30 protein-coding genes are annotated in these 24292 nt (G+C 64.2%); 21 read left to right on the top strand and 9 right to left on the bottom strand.

The window, feature by feature from the left end:
• Positions 1–100: 100 nt before the first annotated feature.
• From manD to AC3A43_RS19775, 7 genes are all read left to right on the top strand, one after another.
• On the top strand, positions 101–1312 hold the full coding sequence (manD, locus tag AC3A43_RS19805; RefSeq protein WP_487794283.1) for a D-mannonate dehydratase ManD: 1212 nt from the start codon (positions 101–103) through the stop codon (positions 1310–1312).
• Complete coding sequence (locus AC3A43_RS19800) at positions 1312–2205, top strand: DUF4861 family protein (protein ID WP_487794282.1); 894 nt, start codon at positions 1312–1314, stop codon at positions 2203–2205. Before manD ends, AC3A43_RS19800 begins: the two co-directional genes overlap by 1 nt.
• Positions 2206–2238: 33 nt before the next feature.
• Entirely contained in the window at positions 2239–2946 is a 708-nt protein-coding gene (locus AC3A43_RS19795) for a FadR/GntR family transcriptional regulator (RefSeq protein ID WP_487794281.1), read from the top strand.
• Positions 2947–3076: 130 nt separating this feature from the next.
• Complete coding sequence (locus AC3A43_RS19790; RefSeq protein ID WP_487794280.1) at positions 3077–3556, top strand: response regulator transcription factor; 480 nt, start codon at positions 3077–3079, stop codon at positions 3554–3556.
• A 58-nt stretch (positions 3557–3614) separates the two neighbouring features.
• Entirely contained in the window at positions 3615–3995 is a 381-nt protein-coding gene (locus AC3A43_RS19785; RefSeq protein WP_487794279.1) for a hypothetical protein, read from the top strand.
• A gap of 25 nt (positions 3996–4020) precedes the next feature.
• Positions 4021–4434: a hypothetical protein gene (locus AC3A43_RS19780; protein ID WP_487794278.1), complete on the top strand. Its 414-nt coding sequence runs from the start codon at positions 4021–4023 to the stop codon at positions 4432–4434.
• Positions 4435–4461: 27 nt separating this feature from the next.
• Positions 4462–4965: a MarR family winged helix-turn-helix transcriptional regulator gene (locus AC3A43_RS19775; protein ID WP_487794277.1), complete on the top strand. Its 504-nt coding sequence runs from the start codon at positions 4462–4464 to the stop codon at positions 4963–4965.
• Between the two features lie 66 nt (positions 4966–5031).
• Here AC3A43_RS19775 and AC3A43_RS19770 read toward each other — a convergent pair whose 3' ends face one another.
• From AC3A43_RS19770 to AC3A43_RS19745, 6 genes are all read right to left on the bottom strand, one after another.
• Positions 5032–5775 carry a sigma-70 family RNA polymerase sigma factor gene (locus AC3A43_RS19770; RefSeq protein ID WP_487794276.1) on the bottom strand — a complete coding sequence of 248 codons (744 nt, stop codon included), beginning with the start codon at positions 5773–5775 and terminating at the stop codon, positions 5032–5034.
• Entirely contained in the window at positions 5765–7888 is a 2124-nt protein-coding gene (gene flhA / locus AC3A43_RS19765) for a flagellar biosynthesis protein FlhA (RefSeq protein WP_487794275.1), read from the bottom strand. Before flhA ends, AC3A43_RS19770 begins: the two co-directional genes overlap by 11 nt.
• A complete protein-coding gene (locus tag AC3A43_RS19760) occupies positions 7885–8712 on the bottom strand; it encodes a transglycosylase SLT domain-containing protein (RefSeq protein ID WP_487794274.1) in 828 nt (275 codons plus the stop codon). The genes flhA and AC3A43_RS19760 overlap by 4 nt, the downstream gene beginning before the upstream one ends.
• Before the next feature lie 80 nt (positions 8713–8792).
• Entirely contained in the window at positions 8793–9101 is a 309-nt protein-coding gene (locus AC3A43_RS19755) for a hypothetical protein (protein WP_487794273.1), read from the bottom strand.
• On the bottom strand, positions 9098–9397 hold the full coding sequence (gene flgM / locus AC3A43_RS19750; protein WP_487794272.1) for a flagellar biosynthesis anti-sigma factor FlgM: 300 nt from the start codon (positions 9395–9397) through the stop codon (positions 9098–9100). Before flgM ends, AC3A43_RS19755 begins: the two co-directional genes overlap by 4 nt.
• Positions 9398–9568: 171 nt before the next feature.
• Positions 9569–10078 (bottom strand): flagella basal body P-ring formation protein FlgA, encoded by a 510-nt coding sequence (locus tag AC3A43_RS19745; RefSeq protein ID WP_487794271.1) that lies wholly within the window; start codon positions 10076–10078, stop codon positions 9569–9571.
• A gap of 265 nt (positions 10079–10343) precedes the next feature.
• Between AC3A43_RS19745 and AC3A43_RS19740 the strand changes: the two genes are divergently transcribed.
• The 14 genes from AC3A43_RS19740 (at position 10344) to AC3A43_RS19675 (ending at position 21151) form a co-directional block, all read left to right on the top strand.
• The gene (locus AC3A43_RS19740; protein ID WP_487794270.1) at positions 10344–10682 is read left to right on the top strand and encodes a flagellar basal body rod protein FlgB; all 339 of its coding nucleotides are present in this window, start codon (positions 10344–10346) and stop codon (positions 10680–10682) included.
• The gene (flgC, locus tag AC3A43_RS19735; protein ID WP_487794269.1) at positions 10679–11089 is read left to right on the top strand and encodes a flagellar basal body rod protein FlgC; all 411 of its coding nucleotides are present in this window, start codon (positions 10679–10681) and stop codon (positions 11087–11089) included. The genes AC3A43_RS19740 and flgC overlap by 4 nt, the downstream gene beginning before the upstream one ends.
• A gap of 1 nt (position 11090) precedes the next feature.
• Positions 11091–11387: a flagellar hook assembly protein FlgD gene (locus tag AC3A43_RS19730; protein WP_487794268.1), complete on the top strand. Its 297-nt coding sequence runs from the start codon at positions 11091–11093 to the stop codon at positions 11385–11387.
• Positions 11388–11400: 13 nt separating this feature from the next.
• Positions 11401–12228, top strand: a complete 828-nt coding sequence (locus tag AC3A43_RS19725) for a flagellar hook-basal body complex protein (protein WP_487794267.1) — start codon at positions 11401–11403, stop codon at positions 12226–12228.
• Positions 12229–12263: 35 nt separating this feature from the next.
• Complete coding sequence (locus tag AC3A43_RS19720; protein ID WP_487794266.1) at positions 12264–13007, top strand: flagellar basal body rod protein FlgF; 744 nt, start codon at positions 12264–12266, stop codon at positions 13005–13007.
• A 12-nt stretch (positions 13008–13019) separates the two neighbouring features.
• Entirely contained in the window at positions 13020–13805 is a 786-nt protein-coding gene (gene flgG, locus AC3A43_RS19715; RefSeq protein WP_487794265.1) for a flagellar basal-body rod protein FlgG, read from the top strand.
• Complete coding sequence (locus tag AC3A43_RS19710) at positions 13786–14445, top strand: flagellar basal body L-ring protein FlgH (RefSeq protein WP_487794264.1); 660 nt, start codon at positions 13786–13788, stop codon at positions 14443–14445. Before flgG ends, AC3A43_RS19710 begins: the two co-directional genes overlap by 20 nt.
• A 13-nt stretch (positions 14446–14458) precedes the next feature.
• Positions 14459–15580, top strand: a complete 1122-nt coding sequence (locus AC3A43_RS19705) for a flagellar basal body P-ring protein FlgI (RefSeq protein ID WP_487794263.1) — start codon at positions 14459–14461, stop codon at positions 15578–15580.
• A complete protein-coding gene (locus AC3A43_RS19700) occupies positions 15577–15900 on the top strand; it encodes a rod-binding protein (protein WP_487794262.1) in 324 nt (107 codons plus the stop codon). The genes AC3A43_RS19705 and AC3A43_RS19700 overlap by 4 nt, the downstream gene beginning before the upstream one ends.
• On the top strand, positions 15897–17222 hold the full coding sequence (gene flgK / locus AC3A43_RS19695) for a flagellar hook-associated protein FlgK (protein ID WP_487794261.1): 1326 nt from the start codon (positions 15897–15899) through the stop codon (positions 17220–17222). The genes AC3A43_RS19700 and flgK overlap by 4 nt, the downstream gene beginning before the upstream one ends.
• 15 nt (positions 17223–17237) lie before the next feature.
• Positions 17238–18068, top strand: coding sequence for a flagellin N-terminal helical domain-containing protein (locus AC3A43_RS19690; protein WP_487794260.1), 831 nt, complete (start codon positions 17238–17240; stop codon positions 18066–18068).
• Between the two features lie 102 nt (positions 18069–18170).
• Positions 18171–19034: a flagellar motor stator protein MotA gene (motA, locus tag AC3A43_RS19685; RefSeq protein WP_487794259.1), complete on the top strand. Its 864-nt coding sequence runs from the start codon at positions 18171–18173 to the stop codon at positions 19032–19034.
• Positions 19034–19897, top strand: coding sequence for a flagellar motor protein MotB (locus AC3A43_RS19680; RefSeq protein ID WP_487794258.1), 864 nt, complete (start codon positions 19034–19036; stop codon positions 19895–19897). Before motA ends, AC3A43_RS19680 begins: the two co-directional genes overlap by 1 nt.
• 180 nt (positions 19898–20077) lie before the next feature.
• Complete coding sequence (locus tag AC3A43_RS19675) at positions 20078–21151, top strand: sigma-54 interaction domain-containing protein (protein WP_487794257.1); 1074 nt, start codon at positions 20078–20080, stop codon at positions 21149–21151.
• A 182-nt stretch (positions 21152–21333) separates the two neighbouring features.
• On the opposite strand, the gene AC3A43_RS19670 is transcribed toward AC3A43_RS19675, so the two are convergent.
• Genes AC3A43_RS19670 through AC3A43_RS19660 form a run of 3 tightly spaced genes read right to left on the bottom strand, consistent with a single transcriptional unit; the run spans position 21334 to position 24290 of the window.
• The gene (locus AC3A43_RS19670; protein WP_487794256.1) at positions 21334–21723 is read right to left on the bottom strand and encodes a flagellar export chaperone FliS; all 390 of its coding nucleotides are present in this window, start codon (positions 21721–21723) and stop codon (positions 21334–21336) included.
• An 11-nt stretch (positions 21724–21734) separates the two neighbouring features.
• The gene (fliD, locus tag AC3A43_RS19665; RefSeq protein ID WP_487794255.1) at positions 21735–23105 is read right to left on the bottom strand and encodes a flagellar filament capping protein FliD; all 1371 of its coding nucleotides are present in this window, start codon (positions 23103–23105) and stop codon (positions 21735–21737) included.
• 45 nt (positions 23106–23150) lie between these two features.
• On the bottom strand, positions 23151–24290 hold the full coding sequence (locus AC3A43_RS19660; protein ID WP_487794254.1) for an EscU/YscU/HrcU family type III secretion system export apparatus switch protein: 1140 nt from the start codon (positions 24288–24290) through the stop codon (positions 23151–23153).
• Between the last annotated feature and the right edge of the window lie 2 nt (positions 24291–24292).

Genomic DNA, 24292 nt, shown 5'->3' with positions numbered 1-24292 from the left:
CCGGCTTTTCGCCTTGACACCGGTGACATATGTCTTTCCTTTTCGGTTAGAAGTCAATAAGGTTGTCACACAACTAGCCCATATGGCCAGAGGGGATGGAATGCCGAAGATCGTGTCAGCTCGGGTGATTTCGACATCGCCGGGCCGCAATTTCACGACGCTGAAGATCGTATGCGACGACGGGACGACCGGCGTTGGCGACGCGACGCTTAACGGTCGCGAGCTTGCGGTCGCGGCCTATCTGTCCGAGCATGTCGTCCCGTGCCTGATCGGGCGCGATGCGCATCGCATCGAGGATATCTGGCAATATCTTTACAAGGGCGCATACTGGCGCCGCGGCCCGGTGACCATGGCGGCGATCGCTGCGGTCGACATGGCGCTGTGGGACATCAAGGGCAAGATCGCGGGACTTCCCGTCTATCAGTTGCTCGGCGGCGCCGCGCGCGAGGGGTGCATGGTCTACGGCCATGCCAACGGAACGACGATCGAGAACACGATCGAGGCGGCGCTCGATTATCAGCGGCAGGGGTATAAGGCGATCCGGCTGCAATGCGGTGTGCCCGGGATGGCCTCCACCTATGGCGTCGGCGCGGACCGGTATTTCTACGAGCCCGCCGACAACGACCTGCCGACCGAGAATGTCTGGTCGACCGCCAGATATATGCGCGTCGTGCCCGAATTGTTCGCGGCGGCGCGCGAGGCGCTCGGGTGGGACGTCCATCTGCTCCACGACGTCCACCACCGGCTGACGCCGATCGAGGCGGCGCGGCTCGGCAAGGATCTGGAGCCTTATCGGCCCTTCTGGATCGAGGATGCGACCCCGGCCGAGGATCAGGATGCGTTTCGCCTGATCCGCCAGCACACGACGACGCCGCTCGCGGTCGGCGAGATTTTCTCGTCGGTCTGGGACTGCAAGGCGTTGATCGAAAACCGGCTGATCGATTATATTCGCGCGACCGTGCTCCACGCGGGCGGCATCACCCATATGCGCCAGATCGCATCGCTCGCCGATCTGTATCAGGTCCGCACCGGCTGCCACGGCGCCACCGACCTGTCGCCGGTGACGATGGCGGCGGCGCTGCATCTGGGCATTTCGATCCCCAATTTCGGCATTCAGGAATATATGCGCCACACGGCCGAGACCGACGCCGTCTTTCCGCACGCCTGGCGATTCTCCGACGGCATGCTGCACCCGGGCGACGCGCCCGGGCTCGGGGTCGATATCGACGAAGCTCTCGCCGAATCCTTTCCCTATGCCCGCGCCTATCTGCCGGTGAACCGGCTTGAGGACGGGACGATGTGGAGCTGGTGATGCGGCGGGCGTTCTTCGCGCTTGTGCTGCTGGCCGCACCGACGGCCGCGCAGGAGCATAAGCCGTTGCGCCCTGCCACGACCAGCGAACAAAAGGCACGCGCGGCGGTCGCAATCGCCGATTACCGTTTCGACGATCTGCTCTGGGAAAATGACCGGATCGCGCATCGCATTTATGGCCGCGCGCTCGAAAAGGCCGAACCGCCGTCGTCGTCGGGCATCGATGCGTGGGGAAAGCGCGTCCGCTGGCCCTTCATGGACCGCCAGCTCAGCACCGGCGACCAGCATGCCGACCATGGCGAAGGAATCGATTTCTACAATGTCGGCACCGGGCGCGGGACCGGCGGGCTCGGCATCTGGTACGACAACAAGCTGTGGACCTCGCGCAACTATGTGCGGCCGCGCATCCTGCAGTCGGGCCCCGACATCGCCGACTTTATCGTCGAATATGAGCCATGGCCGGTCGATACGCTGCGCACGGTGCGCGAGACGCGGCGCTTTACATTGCCTGCAGGCACGAATTTCACCCGGATGACCTCGACTTTCGCATCGAGCAGCGACGCCGTGATGATCGTCGGGATTGGCATTTCGAAACGTCCGATAAACGGCGGAAAGCTCGGTGAGGTCCGGAAGGACGAAGCTGGCGCGCGCATGAGCTGGTGGGGACCGGCCGACGGCGACAAGGGACGGATGGCGGCGGCGGTGATCGTCGAGCCCGCGGCATTCGAGGGCTTTGCGGAGGATGCCGACAATTATCTGATCCTCGTGCGCGTCCGTCCCGGGCAGCCCTCCGTCTATTACAGCGGCGCAGCGTGGGACCGTGGCGGCGACTTTGCGACGCGCGAGGCCTGGAATAGCTATGTCGATGCCCGGCAACCCGATTTCCGGCCCTAGCCAGCCCCGCAACGCAATGATAACGCATCGTCCATGGCGGTAACCAAGGCGGCATCGCTGGCCGACGATCTGGTCCAGCGTTTCGAGGAGCAGATCGAAACGGGCGGAATGCCCGTGGGATCGCGTTTCCCGACCGAAAAAGAAATCACCGAGACGTTCGGCGTGAGCCGCACCGTGGTGCGCGAGGCCTATTCGCGCCTTGCGGCGCGCGGCCTGCTGGTGTCGCGGCGCGGGTCGGGCGCCTATGTTCCCGATGGCGCGCAATATCGTGCCTTTCAGGTCACCGCCGAGGAAATCGGCGAGATCGACGATGTGCTGAAGCTGCTTGAAATGCGCATGGGTTTCGAAGCCGAGATGGCTGACCTTGCCGCGCGGCGGCGCACCGATGCAGATCTGACCGCGCTGCGCCGCGCGCTCGATGCGATGGAGGAAAGCAGCGACGTCGATGCCTCGGTCGCCGCCGACGCCGCCTTTCATGCCGCGATCGCCAGCGCGACGGGCAATTCCTATTTTCTGCGCTTCACCCAGTTTCTCGGCGTGCGCCTCGTCCCGTCGCGGCGATTGTACCTGCAGGGTGACGATCCGGTCCAGCACCAGCGTTACGCCCATACGATCAACCGCGACCATGAAGCGATCGTCGTTGCGATCGAGGCCGGCGATCCCGCCGGCGCGCGCCGCGCTGCGCGCCGGCATATTGAAAAGTCGATCCTTCGCTATCGCACGCTCAAGGAAAGCCGATAGCGGCTCGACCGATTCTGCGCGGTAATGATCGATGGATGGATGGCCGAACCGCTGCCCCAGAACGGGCCGCGCGTGAAATTAGCTGTTAGCTGACCTTGATTTCGACTCGTGATGCTCTATTCAAACGGCCGTGCAAGGCGACCCCGACAATTACGTAAGCCTGCTGTCTGCCGCGCAGATTGAAACGTTGCGGCATGTTTACGAGCACAAAAATTCCAAACAGATCGCTCGCCTGATGAACGTTTCGCCGCATACCGTCGATGAACGGGTGCGCCGTGTGTTAAAGAAACTTAATGTTTCTAACAGGATAGAGGCTGCGCGGATTCTGGCGGTTAACGGTGTCTTCGATCATGTTACCCCTTATCAGCCTTTGACATATCAATTGATCGACCTAGGCGACGTCCGTCCCGCCGCCGATGCCGAGCCGGGGCGCAGTTCGTTTCGGCGATTTTTCGATATAGGTTCGCCATTTCCTACCGCGTCCCAGCCGGCCAACCGGCATGGGTTGATGGAAAGGATTATCTGGCCGATTTTGATCGCTTTTGCGACAATCCTGGCTTTCTCCGCTCTCTATTCGATCCTTGTCGGACTTGGTCGTGTTCTGACCTGATGTTCGAACGAATGCTGCGGGGGGGAACCGGTAGCATTCTTTTTCAAGGAAAAAGATAATGCTGAATCAACGAGTTTCTGCGGCGAAGAAGATCGCTTCCGACCTGCACCTGGCCGAAGACGCCATCGACGAAGCGATGATCCGCATCGCCCAGCTGGCGGCAACCCTGCCCACCGCACGCCGCGACACGAACATGTCGGCGATCGTCGGCCAGGAAGCGATGTCGAAGGTCGCAAACGCACTCGCCGCCGCGGGCGAAGTCCGCCAGCTGCTGACCGATGCGCATCTGGCGCTGACGGTAACGCAGAAAGAAGTGGGCCTCGGTACGCGCATGTTCGGTGCGGGCGTCAAGCCGGCCGCCGCGAAGCTGGTCGACGAAGGCAGCAACGATCTGTCGGACGCCGACGTCGCCGCCCGGGCACTCGCCAGGGCATCGTGATCCGCAAGAAAGGTTGACAGCCACAATGTGGTCCGTGGCGATCTATTATATTGTTCTGCTCATCACGGTGGCCGTCGCGATCCGACGCGGTGGCCCCCTTGAGCGGTGGGCGGCTTATACCGCCCTGATCGCCTCGGTCCTCACCAGTGCCATAACGCCTTTTCCGACCTGGACCGATATTGAGTTTAATATCTTCGCGATCGACGTGCTGGTCCTGCTAAGCTTTTGGTTTATCGCCATGCGGACGCAGAGTTTCTGGCCCTACTGGATTACCGGATGGCAACTCATCGCCATTTTCGGCCATATCCAGAAGTTCATGTTCTCGGAGATATTGGCGCGACCCTATTCGCTCCTCTCAGTCTATATATCGTACCCGATCCTGTTGCTGATCATCTATGCATCGGGTTCGTCCAGCCGGCGGAATGACGTCACGGCCTAGTGTGTGGCCCCCAAGGGGCATCTACACATGCAGCAATTTTCGAACCAAGAAATTGCCGAACTGAAATCGCGGGTCGATCAGCTCCATGAGCTGCTGGCGAACCGCGGCGAGGATTCGCCGTCGCCCCCTCCGCGTCAGCCGGGGAACTCCCACGCCGACGCGGCGCCGAAAACGGGTCTGCTCGACCAGCTATCGTATAGCATCCAGATTCGGCGCATTCGTCGCGGTCATTTTGGCGGTGCCGAAATGTCGGGACCGGTCTGGGACATGATGCTCGACCTGATGCTCGCGGGCACCCACGGCCGCGTGCTCAGCGCCAGCGATCTTGCGACCGGCGCCGGGGTTCCCCTGTCGTCGGGACTGCGCATGATCAGCGCGCTCGAACGGCTGGGGCTGGTGAACCGTTCGATCGACGAGCGCGACCGGCGGCGGACGATCGTCCGACTGACCGATGCAGGCACCGAGCGCATGGCCAGCTATTTCGAAAAAATCGGCGCCGCCTGGCAAAACGGACAGACGCTGGCGGCCTGATCCCCCCGGTCGGGTGCGGGGCGACTGGTCGCGCGCCCGCACCCGACCGCTCTGCCGGGGCCGGCCTTATTCGGTCATCTCGCGCATCATGCGATCGACCTTGATCATCGCCTCGCGCTTGATCTGGCAAATTCGTGCCGCACTGACGTCGAGCGTCAGGCCGATTTCGTGCAGATTCAGTTCTTCGAAGAAATAGAGCTGCAGCACCATCTGTTCGCGGTCGGACAGGCGGCCGACGCATTGGCGCAGCGCGCCCATCAGGTCGTCCTGTTCGCACCGCTCGTCGGCGCCGCTGTCGTCGGCGGCCAGAAATGCGCCGATGTCGGTGAGCTCGTCGAGCGAGGTCGATCGGCCGTGCGTCGCATTGCGTTCGAGCGCGAAATAATCTTCCGCCGAGATATCGAATGCGACCGCCATTTCGGCGGCGGTCGGCGCGCGCATCAATTGCTGTTCGAGTGTGCCGCGCATCGCGTTGATCCGCTTCGCCGCGACCATCGCCGAGCGGCCGACATCGGCCTCGCGGCGGAGCTGGTCGATCATCGCGCCGCGGATGCGGGTCGAAGCATAGGTGGCAAAGGCGAAGCCGCGCTCTTCATAATTGCGGCTCGCCTCGATCAGCGCGATCAACCCGGTCTGGATCAGGTCGTCGAGTTCGCTCGTCCGCGACACGCGCGAAAAGACCTGCCACGCGATCTTGCGGACCAGCGGTGAATATTCCTCGACCAGCGCCTCGACGCTTTCGCCATAGCCGCGCGCGCGCGGGGCGCGGCCAGTCGTCCCGGCAAATTGCTCGGCGGGCTCAATTCTCATGCGGTTGGTCCTCCATGTGGGCTTCGGGCCCGGACGCGAGGCGGGGCACTTCGGCGCCGATCGTCGCGACGATTTCGGTCTGCTTGTTCGCCGGAATTTCGAGATACGAAATGACGGCAACGTCGGGGAAAGTGGCGCGCACCAGGCGCGAAAGGGCAGATCGGCAGATCGGCGACGCGACGAGCGCGAAGCTGCGCGTTTGCAAAAGCAGCGGTTCGACAGCCTGGCCGACCTGTTCGATGATCGTCATCGCCATGCCATGTTCGAACGGCCATTCGGCGGCGGGGTTGGCGCGCACTGCCTGATTGAGCAGGATTTCGACCTCGGGGCTGAAGGTCACGACGGGCAGCGGCATCCGGCTGGGCACGATCGTCTGGACGATCAGCGCGCCGATGCGCTGGCGCACCGCCTCGACAAGGTCGATTTCGTTCAACTGCTGCGCAGCGAGCGATACCATCGCCTCGGCGATCTTGCGGAAATCGCGCAGCGGGACGCGCTCGACGAGCAAGGATTTGCACAGGCTCGCGACGCGTGGCAGCGAATAGCCCTGCGGCGACAGATTCTGCGCGAGCTGCGGATAATGCGTCTTGAGATTGTCGATCAGCGCCTGCGCGTCGTCGATCCCGAACAGTTCGGCGGCCGCGCCGACGATGCTGTTGTTGAGGTGCGTCGCGACGACGGTCGCCGGATCGACGACGGTATAGCCCGCGGCGATCGCATCATTCTGCATCGCCCTCGGGATCCATAGCGCGTCGAGACCGAAGGTCGGATCCTTGCACGGACGTCCGACAACCTTGGTGACGAGATCGCCCGAATCGAGCGCGAGCATTTCGTGCGGGAAGACTTCGTCCTCACCGACGATCACCCCGGCGACCGAGATGCGATAGACATTGCCCGGCAGCGACAGATCGTCGCTGACCTTCACCGGCGGCACGACGAAGCCGAGTTCCTTTGACAACTGGCGGCGGATGCCGGTGATCCGGGTCATCAGCGGCGAGCCCTTGCGTTCGTCGACGAGGGTGACGAGCGCATAGCCGATTTCCAGCTGACAGGCGCTCGCGTCGCTGACGTCGGCCCATTCGATATGCGATGGGTCGGGTGCGGGGAGGGCGGGTTCGGGCGCGTCTGCGATCGCTGCCGCGCTGCGGCGGAGCTGCCAGCCCATTCCGAACGACAGCGCGGCGGCAGGAAGGATCAGCATCTGCGGCATCGCCGGGACGAGGCCAAGGATGAAGAGAATACCGCCGACCGCCATCCAGACCGACGGCGCCGCGAACTGGCTGCTGATCTGGCCGCTGAGGTCGAACGGCGATGCGACGCGGGTGACGATCGCGGCGGCGGCGATCGAGAGCAGAAGCGCCGGGATCTGCGCGACCAGCGCGTCACCGATCGCGAGCGTGACATAGTTGCTGCCGGCTTCCGAAAAGCTGAGGCCATGGCTGAAAATGCCAAGGATCAGCCCGCCGACGATGTTGACGAACAGGATCAGCAGGCCGGCGATCGCGTCGCCCTTCACAAATTTCGAGGCGCCGTCCATCGAGCCATAGAAATCGGCCTCGGTCGCGACTTCGACGCGGCGCGCCTTCGCCTCTTCGGGGCTGAGCAGCCCGGCGTTGAGATCGGCGTCGATCGCCATCTGCTTGCCGGGCAGGGCGTCGAGGGTGAAGCGTGCCGATACCTCGGACACGCGCCCGGCGCCCTTGGTGATGACGACCATGTTGATGATCATCAACACGAAGAAGACGAACAGCCCGACGACATAATCGCCGCCGATCAGAACCTGCCCGAACGCCTCGATGACATGGCCGGCGGCCGCGGTTCCTTCGTGTCCGTGAACGAGCACGACGCGCGTCGAGGCGACGTTGAGCGCGAGGCGGAACAGGGTCGCGAGAAGCAGGACGGTCGGGAACGACGAGAAGTCGAGCGGCTTGGCGGCCGACAACGCGACCATCAGGATCGCGAGACTGATCATGATATTGGCGACGAAGCTGATGTCGAGGATCAGCGGCGAGACCGGAATCACCATCAACCCGACGAGGATCAGCATCCCGACGGGAAGCGCCGATGCGCCCGCCATACGACCGAGGTCGCGAAGCTGGAAGCCGGCGGTCATGCCGTGCCTCCCGAGAGCGATGCGAGCCGCCGATAGGCATCGGCGGCAAAGCCCATCGAGAGTTTTTTCGGCATCGGTTGAATATCCATCATCTGCAGTGGCGGACGTCCGCCGCCGGTTCCGCCGAGACCGCTCGAACTGGTCGCTTGTGCGTGCCAGCCGGCGGGGGCGAAGGGCTTCATATTTTCGATCTTGCCGCCGTCCTCGAGCTTCACGCGAAAGCGTTCGCGGATCTCGGCCAGGCTGCGCATGCTGCCGTCGGCGCCATAGAAGACGGAGCGGTTGGCCGCCGCGGCCTCGGGCATCATCGATGCACCGGGCTGGTCGGGATTCGCCTCGAGCGCCGAGAGGAATTTGGCGGCGCCGCCGGATCCGAGAAAATGCGCGAGATACAGGTCGACCGGCTCGGCGCTGCGGCCGATCCGGCTTTCGAGATAGTCGCGATTGTCGCCGGTCAGCGCGGCGGCCATGTTCGACGAGGCGGTCGGATCATCGCGCAGATCGAGAATCTGCTGGCGAAGCGCGGGGTCGGACACCGAAAGCCGGCCCGACGCATCGCGGCCGATCGCGTCGGCGGCCCAGGCGAGGCCGTGGTTTGCGCCATGACGGTCGAGTGTCGCGAGCCAGGTCTGTTTGGTGAATTGATACAGCCCGCGCGCCGACGAGGTCGGCGCCTTTGCCGTCGGATTATAGCCGCTCTCGACGCGTGCGACGTCGACCAGATAATCGAAATCGATTCCCGAACGCGCCGACGCATTCTGCACCGCGTCCATGACGGGTGCGGCGACGCGGGTCGAGCCCAGGGGATTGTTGATTGCGTTCATGGTCTTGGGTTCCGCTTGTTCAGCAGACCAAAAGCAATCATCGTGCCATTTCGCGGAAATGGCCGGAAGTTACATGGTTATCAGTAGCTTAATGCTGCTCCGCGCGGGCGGGTTCCGCGGATGTCATGGCTCTTGTCAATCCTCTGACGCGTCCAGTTCTTCAATATGTTGACGCGGACCGCAGCGGCTTCGAGCTGGCCGAGCGTCTGGCTGATCAGCGCGCGCGCGCGATGTTCGCTGCCTGCGGGGATCGGTGCGCCGCGGAACAGAATCACCGCGGTTGCAAGCTCTTCGGTCGCCGCGATGATCGCGCCGGCGTCGTGTCCGTCGAGTGCGCCAACCAGCGCGTTGAGCCGCGACTGAACTTCGTCCATCTGCGCCAGCATCATTCGGCCCCGCGGCTGTGGAAGTCGAGCATCGCGCTGGCGACGATCGCGGGGTGCACGCCATAGCTGCCGTTGGCGATCGCGGTGCGCAGCGATGCGACGCGCGCGACATCGACCGGCGGTGCCTGGTCGGCGAGGCCGCTCGCCAGCCGTGTCAGGCGTGCCGTCGGCAGATTGTCCTGCGCCGGCTGGAGCTTTGGCGGCGCGCGCATCGCCGCGACGGTCTCGCTGTCGACGCGGCGCACCGGGCCGGTGCGGCCGATACCGCCAACTGGTCCGATCTTGCTGTCACCCGACATAAAAGCCTCCATCCGGTGCCGTCAGAAAAGTGACGACGCGGTTCACGAAGGCTTTAACGGATGGTGTACGAGGCGATTAAGGCGACTGATCGCAAAAAAACAAAAGAAAGGCCCGGCGCCGTCGGAAAGCCGACAGCCCGGGCCAGGTGGGTGGGTAGTGAAGGGTGAAAATCAGTCGTCGAGGCGTGCGCGTCCCGGTCCGGTAACGGTGGCGCTGAGCGATGATTTGGCATCGTTGCCACGCAGTGCGATGGTTTCGCCGACGCGGCCATCCTGGGTCGCGATCGCGGCGTAGCTGATCGAGTAGCTTTCGGTTTCGATCGTCACACGAACATTGTCGCCGCGGCGTATAACGGGGGCGCTTGCTGGGGGGCGGGCAAAGCTCGCCGCGACCGGTGCGGCATCGGCAGGGGCAGTCATCGGCACGCGCAGACGCCAGCCGAGTGAGGCGCAGCGGACCGCGAGCGTTTGCGCATCGATCGCGGTGACCGACGCCTGTTCGGGACAGCGCGCGAGCCTGATCCGACGATCGACCGGGGTTGCGTTGCGGCCCATCGCTTTCGCGACCATGTCGGTCAGCACGTCGATTGTCTGCCAATCTTCGCTGCCCTGCTGGGCGTGAGCGGCGAATGGGGCGGCGATAGCGCATGCGGCAAGGCACGCGAAAATTTTGCGGGACACGGTCCATCTCCTTCGGTCCAAAATGGTCGCCGGATATTCTGCAGGAAGCGTGCCAGTCGCGCTTTGGTGCGCGATTTTGCAAGGCGGCGCGAGGTATCGTCAGATTTTTGACGAATGCCGTGGGGCGACAGCCGTCAAAACACCTAAGAACATGAAAAACATATATAAAATGTGATTGGCACGGCCATTGCATAAATCCTTATGTTTCCGCGCGTCTGCGCCGGCTGCGAGCCGGGACGGACAGTGGTGAAGAAGGAATGTGATGATGGCATCCGAGAAACTCTTTGGCCTGCACGCGACGGCGCTCCAGCTGCGCAGCCAGCGCATGATGATGCTCGCGTCGAACATCGCGAACGCCGCGACGCCCAATTACAAAGCGCGCGACATCGATTTCGCCAAGGCGCTCGATCTTGCGCAGCAGGGGGGCTCGACCGAAGGCGCGATTTCGTACCGCGTTCCGGTGCAGGCCTCGCTCGACGGCAATACGGTCGAAATGGCGACCGAGCAGACGGCTTATGCCGAAAACGCGCTCGCCTATCGATCGAGCCTGTCGTTCCTTACCGGGCGCATCAATACGCTTTCGCGCGCGATCAAGGGCGAATGACGATGAACGGCAATTTTTCCGTCTTCGACATCAGCGGTCGGGCGATGTCGGCGCAGCTCGTCCGGCTCAACACCACCGCATCAAACCTTGCCAATGCGGGAACGGTCGCGGGCAGCGAGGCGGGCGCATTCCGCTCGCTCAAGCCCGTCTTTCGCACCGTGATGGACGATCATGGCCGCGCGACGGTCCAGATCGACCAGGTCACGACATCGAAAATGGCGCCGTCGAAGCGCCACGATCCGTCGAACCCGCTCGCCGACAAGGACGGCAACGTCTGGGAAGCTGCAGTCGATAGCGCCGCCGAACTGGTCGAGATGGTTGAGACCGCCCGCCAGTATCAAAACAACGTCCAGGTCCTCGAAACCGCGAAGAGCCTGATCAACGAAACCCTCAGGATGGGACAATAAGATGGCCGTCAACAACGTCACCAACGCCAATAATGTCGTGCTCCAGCCCAAAGGCGGTCAGCAGATGGGGCAGAGCGATTTCCTGCGCCTGATGACCGCGCAGCTGTCGCATCAGGATCCGTTCAACCCGGTCGATAACCAGCAGATGGTTGCGCAGATGGCGCAATTTTCGAGCCTCGCCGGGATCAGCGACACCAACACGGCGCTCGCAAAGATTTCGGAACAGCTCACGGCGCAGACCCAGCTGCTCAAGGACATCAAGGCTGCCACGCCGGCGCCGACACCTCCCACCACCTAAGAAGGAACAGTCCATGTCATTCTATACTTCGCTTTCGGGCCTCAAGGGCGCCCAGACCGACATGTCGGTCATCTCGAACAACATCGCGAACGCGGGTTCGGTCGGCTTCAAACGCAGCAAGGCGCAGTTCGGCGATATCTTCGCCTCGTCGCCGACGCAGTCGACAAAGATGATCGCGGGCCAGGGCGCGCGCCTTAACGGCATCACCCAGCAGTTCACGCAAGGGTCGTATGAAGCGAGCGAAAAAACGCTCGACCTCGCGATCGTTGGCGAGGGCATGTTCATCGTGAAAGGCGAGCCGCCGCGCGAAGCCGTGACCTATACCCGCAACGGTTCGTTCGAACCGACGCCCGACCGCTATGTCATCGATTCGACCGGCGCGAAGCTGCAACTGCTTCCGGTCGATGCGAACGGCAACGTCACCAACAACACGCTCGCCGGCGCGTTCGATCTCCGCTTGCCCGCCGGGGCACCGACCGATCCCACATCGGGGCTGGTCAACGTCTCGATCGGACTCGATGGCCTCGTGACCGCGACCTTTGCCAATGGCGAAGACCAGACGCTCGGCAAGATCGCGATGGCGACCTTCCCCGCGATGTCAGGCCTGCGCCCGACGGGCGACGCGCACTGGCAGTCAACGGGCGAAAGCGGCCCGCCGACGATCGATGCCGCGACGAACGGCCCGATGGGGGCGATCCGCGCCGGCGCGCTCGAACGGTCGAACGTCGATATCACCGAGGAACTGGTGATGCTGATGGCAGCGCAGCGCAATTTTCAGGCGAATGCCAAGGCGATCGAGGGCGCTTCGCAGCTGACCCAGACGATCATCGGCATGCGCTGACGTACCTCTGACCGCCGCCTGCCGGGAGAATCCAGATGGACCGCCTCATCTATACCAGCCTTACCGCGATGCGGGGCAGCATGTCCCGGCAGACGGCGATCGCCAACAACCTCGCCAACGCCCAGACGCCGGGGTTCCGTGCCGACATGGCCGAGGCGCAGTCGCTGTGGCTCAATGGCAGCGGGGCGGGTGCGCGCGCCATGTCGTCCGAAGAAGTGCTCGGCGCCGACATGCGCGCTGGCACCATCACCTCGACGGGCCGCGACCTCGACATCGCGATGCAGGGCGAAGCCCTGCTCGTGGTGCAGGCGAAGAATGGCGAAGAGGCCTACACACGGCGCGGCGATTTGCAGATCGCACCGAGCGGGCTTCTGACCACCGGCGACGGGATGCCCGTTCAGGGCGGCCAGGGCCCGGTGACGATCCCGCCCGCCGACGCGGTCACGATCGATGTCGAAGGCCGTGTTTGGATCGTACCGCAGGGCGGCGATCCCGAAAACCCGCAGGAGGTCGACCGGCTGCGACTTGCGACCCCGACCGGGTCGGACATCGCCAAGGGGCTCGACGGCCTGTTCCGCGTCAAGGGCGGGGGCATTCTGCCCGACGACCCCGAAGCGCGGCTCCTCACCCGTTCGATCGAAGGATCGAACGTCGCAGCGACCACCGCGCTCGTCGACATGATCGAAGCGAGCCGGAGCTGGGACACGCAACTCAAGCTCGTCAGCGACGCGCGCGACATGGACAGCGCGACCGCCAATCTGATGCAGCTCCCCCGTTAAGGAGATAGAATAATGACTTTCGGTGCCTTGCACGTCGCGCGAACCGGTCTGGATGCCCAAGGCTTCCGGATGCAGGTCATCGCCAACAACCTCGCCAACGTGAACACCACGGGCTTCAAGCGCGACCGCGCCAGCTTCGAAACGCTGAGCTATCAGATGATGACGCAGGCGGGTGCGCCGTCGTCGGCGGAAAACCGCTATGCGACGGGGCTGAACCTCGGCACCGGCGTCGCGCTGAACGGCACCGCGCGAATGGACACGCAGGGCACGTTCCAGACCACCGGCAACGGGCTCGATGTCGCGATCGATGGCGCCGGCTATTTTCAGGTCGAGATGCCCGACGGGCGGACCGGCTATACCCGCGCGGGCAATTTCGGCCGCGCCCCCGATGGCACGATCGTGACCTCGGACGGCAAGCCGATCTCTCCCGCGATCCAGATTCCCGAAGATGCGACCAATGTGACGATCGGCGGCGACGGCACCGTTTCGGCCACCGTCGCCGACGGCACGCAGACCGAGCTCGGCCGGATCGAGATTGCACGTTTTGCCAACCCGGCAGGCCTGCAGGCGATCGGCGGCAATATGCTCGTCGAAACCCAGGCATCGGGCGCGCCGCAAGTCGGCGGTGCGGGTGAGGAAGGCCGCGGTTCGCTCCGCGGCGGGATGCTTGAGGGCTCGAACGTCAATGTCGTCGAGGAACTCGTCGACATGATCGAGACGCAGCGGGCTTATGAGGTCAATTCGAAGATGATCTCCGCCACCGACGAGATGATGAAAAATGCGTCGCAGACTCTCTAAGCTGGCGATGCTGACCCTCGCGCTTGCGCCTATGGCGGCGCACGCGAGGGACAAGCTGCCGCCCGAAACCTTCGCGGCGACCGCGCCGGCGGTGCCGCTGCCGCTGCCGGGCAATGGCTCGATCTTTCAGGGCAGCTATGTGCCGCTGACTTCGGGCGGCCGTGCGGGGCAGGTCGGCGACATCGTCACGATCCAGCTCGTCGAGCGCACCGCCGCAACGAAAAGCAACGCCGCCGGCACGCAGCGCGACGGCAATATCGGCCTGACGCCGCCCGCCACCGGGCCGCTGTCGCTGTTCAACCCCAGCGATATCGCGATGGGCGGCGGCCAGCAGTTCAAGGGCAAGGGCGACGCGTCGCAGTCGAACGCCCTGTCGGGCGAAGTCAGCGTGACGATCGCCGCCATCTATCCCAACGGCACGATGCTGGTGCGCGGCGAAAAGCTGCTCACGCTCAATCGCGGCGACGAACGCGTCCAGATCTCGGGCATCATCCGCGCGATCGACATCAGCCCCGACAACCGCGTCCTGTCGACCCGCGTTGCCGATGCGAACATCCGTTACGTCGGCAAGGGCGAGATCGCCCGCGCCAGCAAGCAAGGCTGGCTGCAACGTTTCTTCTCGATCATCAGCCCGTTCTGAAGAGGAATATAAAGTGACCCAGCGTCCGTCCCTGTTCACCCCCATTGCGTTTCTGGTCGCGCTCCTGCTCGCCAGCTTCGCCTTCGCGGCGCCGGCGCAGGCCGAGCGTATCAAGGACATGGGCCAGTTCCAGGGCCTGCGCGCCAACCAGCTCACCGGCTACGGCATTGTCGTCGGCCTTGCGGGCACCGGCGACGACAGCCTCGATTATTCGACGCTGGGCATGAAGGGCGCGGTGTCGCGTTTCGGCCTGACCTTGCCGCCCGGTGTGAACCCCGCGCTGAAGAATGCCGCGGCGGTGATGATCACCGCGGAACTGCCGCCATTCGCCAAGCCCGGCCAGCGCCTTGACGTCACCGTTTCGGCAATCGGCAAGTCCAAAAGCCTGCGCGGCGGCACGCTCGTCCTCGCGCCGCTTTACGGCGCCGACGGACAGATTTATGCGATGGTGCAGGGCAATCTCGTCATCGGCGGCCTCGGCGTCGATGCCGCCGACGGGTCGAAGCTGACGGTCAATGTTCCGTCGAGCGGACGGATCGCGGGCGGCGCGACGGTCGAGCGCGCGGTCGATACCGGCTTTGCGACGACCAGCCAGCTCATTTTTAACCTGCATCAATTCGATGCGACGAATGCGAAACGCGTCGCCGATGCGATCAATGCGGCGATCCCCGGCGGCGCGTCGATGATCGACGGTGCCAGCATCGCCATCCGCACCGGCGGCAACGGCGACGACCGGATGCGGCTGATGTCGCAGATCGAAAATCTGGGCGTCCAGCGTTCCGAACCGCCGGCGAGGGTCATCGTCAATGCACGCACCGGCACGGTCGTGATCAACGGCGCCGTCCGCGTCGGCACCGCGGCGGTCAGCCACGGCAAGCTGACGGTGTCGATCAAGGAATCGCCGACCGTCGTCCAGCCCGCGCCGTTCAGCCGCGGCGAGACTGCGGTCGAACCGTCGAGCGAGATCGAGGTCGCCGAAGATTATCGTCCGGCCTTCCTGCTCAAACCCAATGCCTCGCTCTCCGCGCTGGTCGATTCGATCAACCGGCTGGGCGTTCCTCCCGGCGACCTGGTCGCCATCCTCGAGGCGCTGAGCCAGGCCGGCGCACTCACTGCGGAACTGGTGATCATATGACGACGCCCATCTCTTCTTCGATGCCGGCTTCGGCCACCCCGACGCTTGCGGGCGGTGGCGGCGACGGTGGGCTGCGCAAGGCGGCCGAGGCTTTCGAAGCCGTGATCCTGCGCCAGCTGATGTCGTCGATGCGGCAGGCGAAGCTGGGCGACGACATCTTCGGATCGAGCGCGACCGACAATTTTCGCGAAATGGCCGACGCGCGTACCGCCGATTCGATCGCCGCGATGCGCCAGTTCGGTATCGCCGACATGGTCGAACGGCAGTTTCGCGGCCAGCTCGGCGGCCACGCCGGTCGCTCTGGGGGAGGGGTGCAATGAGCGACCTGCTCGGCATCGGCTATAGCGGGCTCAAGGCCTATTCGCGTGCGCTCTCGACGATCGGCGATAATATCGCCAACGCCCAGACGCCTGGATATGCGCGACGTCGGCTCGAGATGATGGAAGCTGTCGGTGGCGGCAATTCGATCTTCTACCGCGGCAACACCAATCCCGGCGGCGTCGACATCCGCGGCCTCGACCGCTCGGTCGACGCTTGGCTGATCGAGGATTCGCGCGTCACCTCGGGCGGCGCCGAACGTTCGGCGACGAAACTGAACTGGCTCGACAAGGTCGAAGGCGCGCTCAGCGACGAAACCAACGGCATCAAGACCGGGCTCACCAAGCTCTATACGACCGCCGACCAGCTGACCTCCGATCCATCGAACCGGACGCTGCGTGCGCAGTTCCTGCAATCGGCCGACGATATCGCGTCGGGCTTTCGCACTGCCGCGGGCCAGCTCGACAAGATGGGCGAGGGGATCGAGGGCGCTGCGGCGAGTTCGGTCGACCAGTTCAACGCCAATCTGAACGCACTCGAACAGATTAACGTCGGCCTGCGCAAGTCGCGGCCGGGGTCGACCAACGAAGCGAGCCTGCTCGACGAACGCGACCGGCTGCTCGATAAATTATCATCGCAAGCGGGCGTCAGCCCGACGTTCGACAATAATGGCGCCGTGACGCTGCGCGCCGCCGGATCGGGCGACCTGCTCGTCGGCGGCGGCGCGGTGAACCCGATTTCGGTCACCGCCGCGGCCGACGGACGCCTGTCGTACAGCGTCGGCGGTTCGCCGCTCGCGATCTCGACCGGCTCGCTCGCCGGCCTCGCCGAAGGCGCGAACCATGTCGCCGACCAGCGGGCGCAGCTCGACACGATGGCGACCGATTTCGCGAACCAGCTTAACGCCGCGCATCAGGCGGGTACCGATGCCAATGGCAATCCGGGCCAGGCTTTGTTTACCGGCACTAGCGCCGCGACGCTGACCGTGGCGGCGCTGACCCCCGATCAGGTGGCGGCGGCGAATGCGTCGGGCAGCAACGGTAATATGCTCGCGCTCGGCGCGATGCGCGGCGCCAATGATCCTGAATCGATCTGGTCGGGGCATCTTGCCACGCAGGCGCAGACGGTGGCTTCGGCACGCGCGCAGGATGCCGCGGCGGCGACGCGCGCCGACGCTTCGGCCGCGGCCCGCGACGGCGTGAGTCAGGTGGATCTCGATCAGGAAGCCGCCGAGTTGCTGCGCTTCCAACAGGCCTATGGGGCCGCTGCGCGGACAATTCAGGTCGCGCGCGAAACCATGCAAACATTGCTCAGCTCGCTGTAAGAAAGGGTCAGGATCATGATCAACGCCGTGGGCAATCGCATGACGCGCGAAATCGCGCGCCAACAGAAACTCGCCGACGCGCTCGAGCGGACGCAGATCCAGATTTCGGGTGGCAAGAAACTGCTGCGCATGTCGGACGATCCGGTCGCGGCGCGGCGGATCGCGACGATCGGCACGAGTCAGGCGAGCATGACCGCCTGGTCGGCCAACATCAATTCTGCCGACGCGTTGGTGTCGCAGGCCGACGGCGTGATGAAATCGGTGAGCAATCTGATGACGCGCGCGCGCGAGTTGACGCTCGCCGCGGCCAGCGACACGGTGAATCCCGCCGACCGCGCCACCATCGCCGCCGAACTCGGCACGATCGCCGACGAACTCGATGCGCTGGCAGCGACGCGCGATTCGAACGGCGAGCCCGTGTTCGCGTCAGGCACTGCGCGCGTGATGCGTTTCGATTCCGATGTCAGCTTCGCGCCGGTTCAATCGGCGGCGGACGTTTTCGTCATCGGCGGAAACAGCCTGTCGACGGGTATCCGCGACGCCGCGGCCGCCGTCGCGGCGGGCGACAAGCTCGCAATAGGGGCATCGATCACGACGCTCGCCACCGCCATCGGCCATGTCGCCGACGAGCATGCAAAACTCGGTCTCGCGGGGGGGCGGCTCGAACGCATCGGCGACGGGCTCGCGCTGCGCAATATCACGCTCAAGGATGAGCGTTCGACGGTCGAGGACACTGACCTCGATATCGCGATCGCCGACCTCAAAGCCATGGATCTGACGCTCCAGGCCGCGCAGGCGGCCTTCGCCAAGATTAACCGGCAGACGTTGTTCGATATTTTGAACTGACGCCGCTCAATTTTACGGCGCCGCTGCCGTTAATCATCAAGACGTCCCTGAATTTGCGGGGGCCGGCTTCGACAGCCGGGTCCCGAATGGAGTTGCTCGCACATGTTTCCCGTTGTCGGCATTGTCGTACTGATCCTGCTGGTCTTCGGGGGCTTCGCGCTGACCGGGGGCAATCTGGGTCCCGTCATGCACGCGCTTCCGCACGAGATGCTGATCATTGGCGGTGCCGCGCTCGGCTCGCTGATCATCGGCAATTCGGGGGCCGACCTGAAGGCGCTCGGCGGCGGGCTCGGCAAGGTGTTCAAGGGCCCCAAATATAAGAAGCAGGACTATCTGGACTGCATCCTGCTCGTCTCGACGCTGATGAAGATGATGCGTACCGAGGGACCGGTTGCGGTCGAACCGCATATCGAGGATCCGAAAAGCTCGACGATCTTCCAGCAATATCCGAAGCTTTTAAAAGACGACACGCTCGTCCATCTGATCAGCGACACCCTGCGCCTCGTCGTCGTGTCGTCGGGTACGCTCGATCCGCACGCGGTCGAAGAGGTGATGGATAATGCGCTGAAGAGCCACCACCATCATTCGATGAAACCCGCCGAAGGCCTGCAGAGCCTCGCCGACGCGCTTCCCGCGCTCGGCATCGTCGCTGCGGTGCTCGGTGTCGTGAAGACGATGGGCTCGATCGACCAGCCGCCCGCGGTGCTCGGTGCGATGATCGGCTCGGCGCTCGTCGGCACCTTCCTCGGCGTGCTGCTCGCTTATGGCCTTGTCGGTCCGTTCGCGACGCGTGCCAAGTCGGTGATCGAAAGCGACGGCGCCATCTATCACACGGTGAAGCAGCTGATCATCGCGTCGCTCCATGGCCATCCGCAGCCTTTGGTGATCGAAGCCGCCCGTTCGGGCGTCGACCATGCCAACCAGCCGAGCTTTGCTGAAGTCTTCGACGGAATGCGTGGCCGCTGATGGCTGCGCGTCCCAACATGCCCCGGCCGATCATCGTCAAGAAGATCATCCAGGCGCCCCACGGCGGCCATCACGGCGGCGCGTGGAAGGTCGCTTATGCCGACTTCGTCACCGCGATGATGGCCTTCTTTCTTCTGATGTGGCTGCTCGGCGCGACGAACGAAAAGCAGCGCAAGGCACTCGCCGACTATTTTGCGCCGACGATCGTCCAGACAAAGACCGACAGCGCCGGATCGACGGGCCTGTTCGGTGGCGACTCGCTGGTGTCAGTCGACAAATATCCGCATGGTGCGGGACAGACAGGGACGCGCGCGATGACGATCCCGCGCGATGCGAAGGGCGGCCCGCGCGAAGCTTCAGGACGCGAACGCGCCAGTGACAAGCAGCAATTCCAGCGTCTTGCACAGACGCTGATGCAACAATTGCAGAGCAAGGGCGATCTCAGGCGCCTTGCGCCCAACCTGCGTTTCACCGAAACGCTTGAAGGCCTGCGCATCGACGTCGTCGACGACGCAAATTTTTCGATGTTCGTGATCGGTACCAGCCAGCTGACCGCCGATGGCGCACGGCTGTTCGGCGAGATCGCAAAGCCCATCGCCGCGGTGTCGAACCAGGTGATGGTCCGCGGTCACACCGACGCGGCGCCCTGGTCGGCGAAGTCGGGAACGAACAACTGGCGCCTGTCGGTCGACCGGGCGGAGGTTACACGCCACTATCTGGAGTTCCGCGGGATCTCTTCAGATCGCTTTTCGCGCATCGAAGGCGTCGCAGATCGCGAACCTTATGTTCCGTCCGACCGATTCGATCCGCGCAACCGTCGCATCTCGATCACGCTCGGCTGGCGAACCGCGGGTGACGATTAGTGCCAGTCTGGCGGCAATTTGGAGATGGTTAACGCAATTGCGTCCCTATTACTTCCAATATGGCAATAACTCTTTGTTTTGAATGGCTTAGTTAAGTCTCGATAAGCTTTTGTTTACCACTTTCGTCAATCTGTGGGTCCATCGAAGGGGCGCCGATCGGGGGGCGCGGTGGAGACTGAAATGACCGTGGGGCAGAACAACAACGCAGCGCTCGAAGCGCTGATCATCGGGACGAGCGAGGCAGTTTGCCGGCTGCGGGAAATGATCCGCCGCGTGGCGCGCTCGAACGCATCGGTGATGCTCTGCGGCCCGTCGGGCTCGGGCAAGGAACTTGTCGCCCGTGCGATCCACGATGAAGGCACCCGTGCCGGCAAGGCTTTCTCGGCCATCAACTGCGGCGCAATCCCCGGCGAACTGATCGAATCCGAATTATTCGGGCATGAAAAGGGCAGCTTTACCGGCGCCCATGCCCGCCGCATCGGCCATTTCGAAGCGACCGAGGGCGGCACGCTCTTTCTCGACGAAATCGGCGACATGCGTTTCGACATGCAGGTCAAACTGCTCCGCGTTCTCGAAGACCGGACGATCGTCCGTGTCGGCAGCAGCGACGTGAAGGCGGTCGACGTTCGCGTCATTTCCGCGACGCACCAGGATCTGGGCGCCGCGATCGCCGATGGCAAATTCCGCGAAGACCTGTTCTTCCGGCTCGGCGTGGTTGTGCTTCAGGTCCCCAGCCTTGCCAGCCGCGTCGAGGATATTCCCGCGCTGATCCGCCATTTCCAGCGCAAGATGCCCGCCGACGCCAAATGCCGCTTCGACGATGCGGCGACGGCGCTGCTGATGCAGCACGGCTGGCCGGGCAATGTCCGTGAACTTCGCAATTTTGTCGAACGCGCCAGCGTTCTCCATGGCGGCGAGACGCTTGGTCTCGACGATGTCGCTATGCTCTTGAACCCCACCGCAGCGCTTGCACCAGGGCGGGCTGTCCCCAGCAGCCCCGCCATGGTGCAGGCCAGCGCGGACGATTTCGCCGCCACGCCTTTTGCTTCGGCAACACCGCACGCCAAGACGCCGGCGCCGGGCCGTCCGATCGACCTCAAGCGCGAGATCGAAACGATCGAACTCGAACAGATCTATGTCGCGCTCGACCTCGCCGACGGCATCATTTCCGAAGCGGCGCGCCTGCTGACGCTGAAGCGCACCACGCTGATCGAAAAGATGCGCAAATATGGCGTGCACCAGCAGGCCGCCTGACCGGCTGCGATACAAGTTTCAGCACCCGCTGAAAAAGGGAGCTCTGGTCCGCTCCCGCACCACCCGGCCGCCCAATCCCCACCTCGGGCGGCCGGGTAACCAGCGGGCTCATTTCAAAACGACATCGGCCCGCGCCTCGAACGAGGCGCGGGCCGATGTCGTTTGCAGGTCGAAAAGCTGGTTTAGCGCAGCTGGCGCCAGGCGGCGCTGATCGTCATAATGCCTTCGAGAAGTTCGGAGAGCCCCTCGGCGCTGTTCGCCAATACGGCATCGTCGAGCTTGCGGCGCATGCTGCGATAAACGCGCGACAAGGCCGTGGCGACGTCGCCGCCCTTGTCGCGATCGAGACCGGCATCGAGGCCGATCAGGATCGCGCGTGCGCGGTGTGCGGGTTCGGTCGCCGATACGCGCTGTCCCTGCCGGATCATCGCCCCCAAGACGCCGACGGCGGTTTCCAGCTCGTCATAGAGCATGGTGACCAGCTCGACGGGGTCGGCGGCGGCGGCGCGGCTTTCATGCTGCAACCGGCGATAAAGCCCGGTCGCCCGGACGGTCGAGGCGGTAGCGGTCACGGTGGCGGCCCTTAGTCGTTACCCTGGTTCGACCAGAGTTTGATTTGCTGTTCGAGATAGGTTTGCGTCGCCTTGAACGTCGCGAGCCTGGCTTCGAGCGTACCATATTGTTTCTCGAGGCGCTTTTTATAGGCGCTCTCGCGCTCCTCGATCTTTTCGAGCTGATCGGTGAGGGTTTTCTTTTTGGCGTCGAGCGATTTCGACGCGCGATCGATCGCGCCATTGACGCCGACCGCCTTGTCGCGGATCGCGTCGAGCGCAAAGGCGATACCGGGATCGGTGGCCTCGGTGTGGGTGGCATCACGCCGTGGATTGAACAGCGCCTCGACCGCGCCGGCGTCGGAGGCGAGGACCTTGTCGAGCTTGGCATTGTCGACCGACAGCAGGCCTTCCTTGGTCGAGGAAATGCCGATGTCGGACAGCTTGTTGATGGTCCCGTGGCTCGACAGCACCTTGTTGACGAGGCTGGAAAGTTCGCGCTCGATCTCGCGCAGCGACATCGTCGCGCCCGGCAGCTTGGATGCCGCGGTGAGGCTTTTCTTCAGCTGGTTATAGACCGAGACGAAATCGCCGACGGTCTGTTTGATCATGTCGAGCGGGCGGCTCGCGCCGATGTCCACGCCCTGTCCCGGCGCCGCCTTTTTCAGGGTAAGCGACATGCCGGGGATGACATCGTCGACGATGTTGCTGGCGCGGCTGAACGCTACGCCGTCGATCGTGAATTCGGCGTTGGCGGCGCTCTGGCCCACGGTCATGCCGCCACCGGTTGAAAAGGCGGTGAGGCCCGGATCGGCGCCGGCGTCGGCGGTAAGAGTGAAGGCGCCGACTTCGCCTGTCGGACCTTTGACGATCAGGCGGTGGCCGCCTTCGTCGGCGATGATGGATGCGGTAACCCCGGCGCCGCTCGCGTTGATCGCGTTGGCCAGCCCGTCGAGGCTGTTGTTCGTAGCGCCGATGGTGATCGTCTTGGCGACCCCGCCGACGGTCAGCGTCATCGTGCCCGCGCCGATCGCGGCGGTGCGGTCGGAGACGACGCCCGAATAATTGGTCTGCGCGCGTGCGAGCTGGTTCACGACGACGGTCGCGGCGAAGCTGTCGGCCGAGAGGCCGGCGCGGCTGGTGGCGGCGAGCACGCTGTCATCGGAAACCGTCGGCGTGCTGCGGAGTGTGCCGTCGGTGACCATCTGCTCCAGCGAATTGGCAAAACCGTCAAGATCCGATCGCGCCTGCGCCAGCGCGCTGATCCGCGTCTGGTTCGCCTGGGTCAGGGTGGCCATGCGCTGGACCTTGGGATCGCGCGACGCGTTCGACAGGTCGGTGACGAGCTGTTTGACGTCGAGACCGGAGCCGAAACCCAGGGCGTTGGCAATTGAGCTGACCATGGCAAAATATCCTTCGAACCCCTTAACGGCGGCGCGCGGACAAGTTTAAGCCCGCCGCCGTCCGTCGGGATCGAAACGGTGCGAAGGCGGTATATCGACCGACGGAGGCACCGTGCCTTCGGCCGCTGCGCGCTCGAGCTGGAAGACGAAAGCCAGCACCGTTGCCACTGCGACGAACAGCTCCTCGGGGATTACGCGGCCGGCGCGCGCGGTGAAATAGATGGCGCGGGTGAGCGCGGGATATTCCAGCAGCGGGACGCCCGCGGTGCGCGCAAGCTCGCGGATTGACAGCGCGACGTCACCGCGCCCGCGTGCGACCACGACAGGGGCGGCATCGACGCCGGGACGGTAGCGCAGCGCGACGGAGAAATGCGTCGGGTTGGTGAGGATAACGGTCGCATCGGACACCGCCTTGCGCGCCGAACCGCTCAATATCTCGTGCGCGCGCTGGCGCTGCGCCTGCTTGAGTTCGGGGGCGCCGTCGGACTGCCGCATTTCTTCCTTCACCTCCTGCTTGCTCATCATCAGCCGCTGGTTGCGCTGGAACCATTGCACCGGCACGTCGATCAGCGCGATGAGGACGAGCCCGCCGGCGAGCACCAGCATCGCATGGCCGATCTCCTTGCCGGCCAGCCCGACCGCGGCGATCAGATCGTTCGAGGCCATCGTCATGATCGCGGGCAGGGCGCCCATGACCAGCCAATAGCCGATCGTGCCGAGCAGCAGCACCTTGGCGAGCGCCTTGCCGAGTTCGGTGACACCCTGCATCCCGAACATGCGCTTGAGCCCGCTCATCGGGTTCATGCGGTTGCCCTTGAAGTGCAGCGCCTTGCCGCGCCAGCCGAACGAGCCGAGCAGCGCCGGGCCGGCGACCGACGCCCCCAGCGCAAGCGCAAACAGGCTGGCAAGCGGCAGCAGGATTTCGACGCCGTTGCGCATCAGCGCCTCCGCCGGGGCGAAATCGGCGACGTCGGCGTTGGTCAATGTCAGTCCGCGGCGGACGAGGTCGCTTGCCGACTGCACGAACCAGCCTCCCGCGGCGATCATCCAGCCCGCGGCGGCGAGCATCATCAGCGCCGTCGCGAGTTCGCGCGACATCAGCACATCGCCTTCGCCCGCCGAGTCCGACAGCTTTTTCGCGGTCGGTTGTTCGGTTTTCTGGTCCTTCTCGGTCGTGCCCGCCATGG

This window comes from Sphingopyxis sp. Soil_C_28, from assembly GCF_057657055.1.
This window is presented reverse-complemented; position numbering and strand designations above follow the sequence as displayed.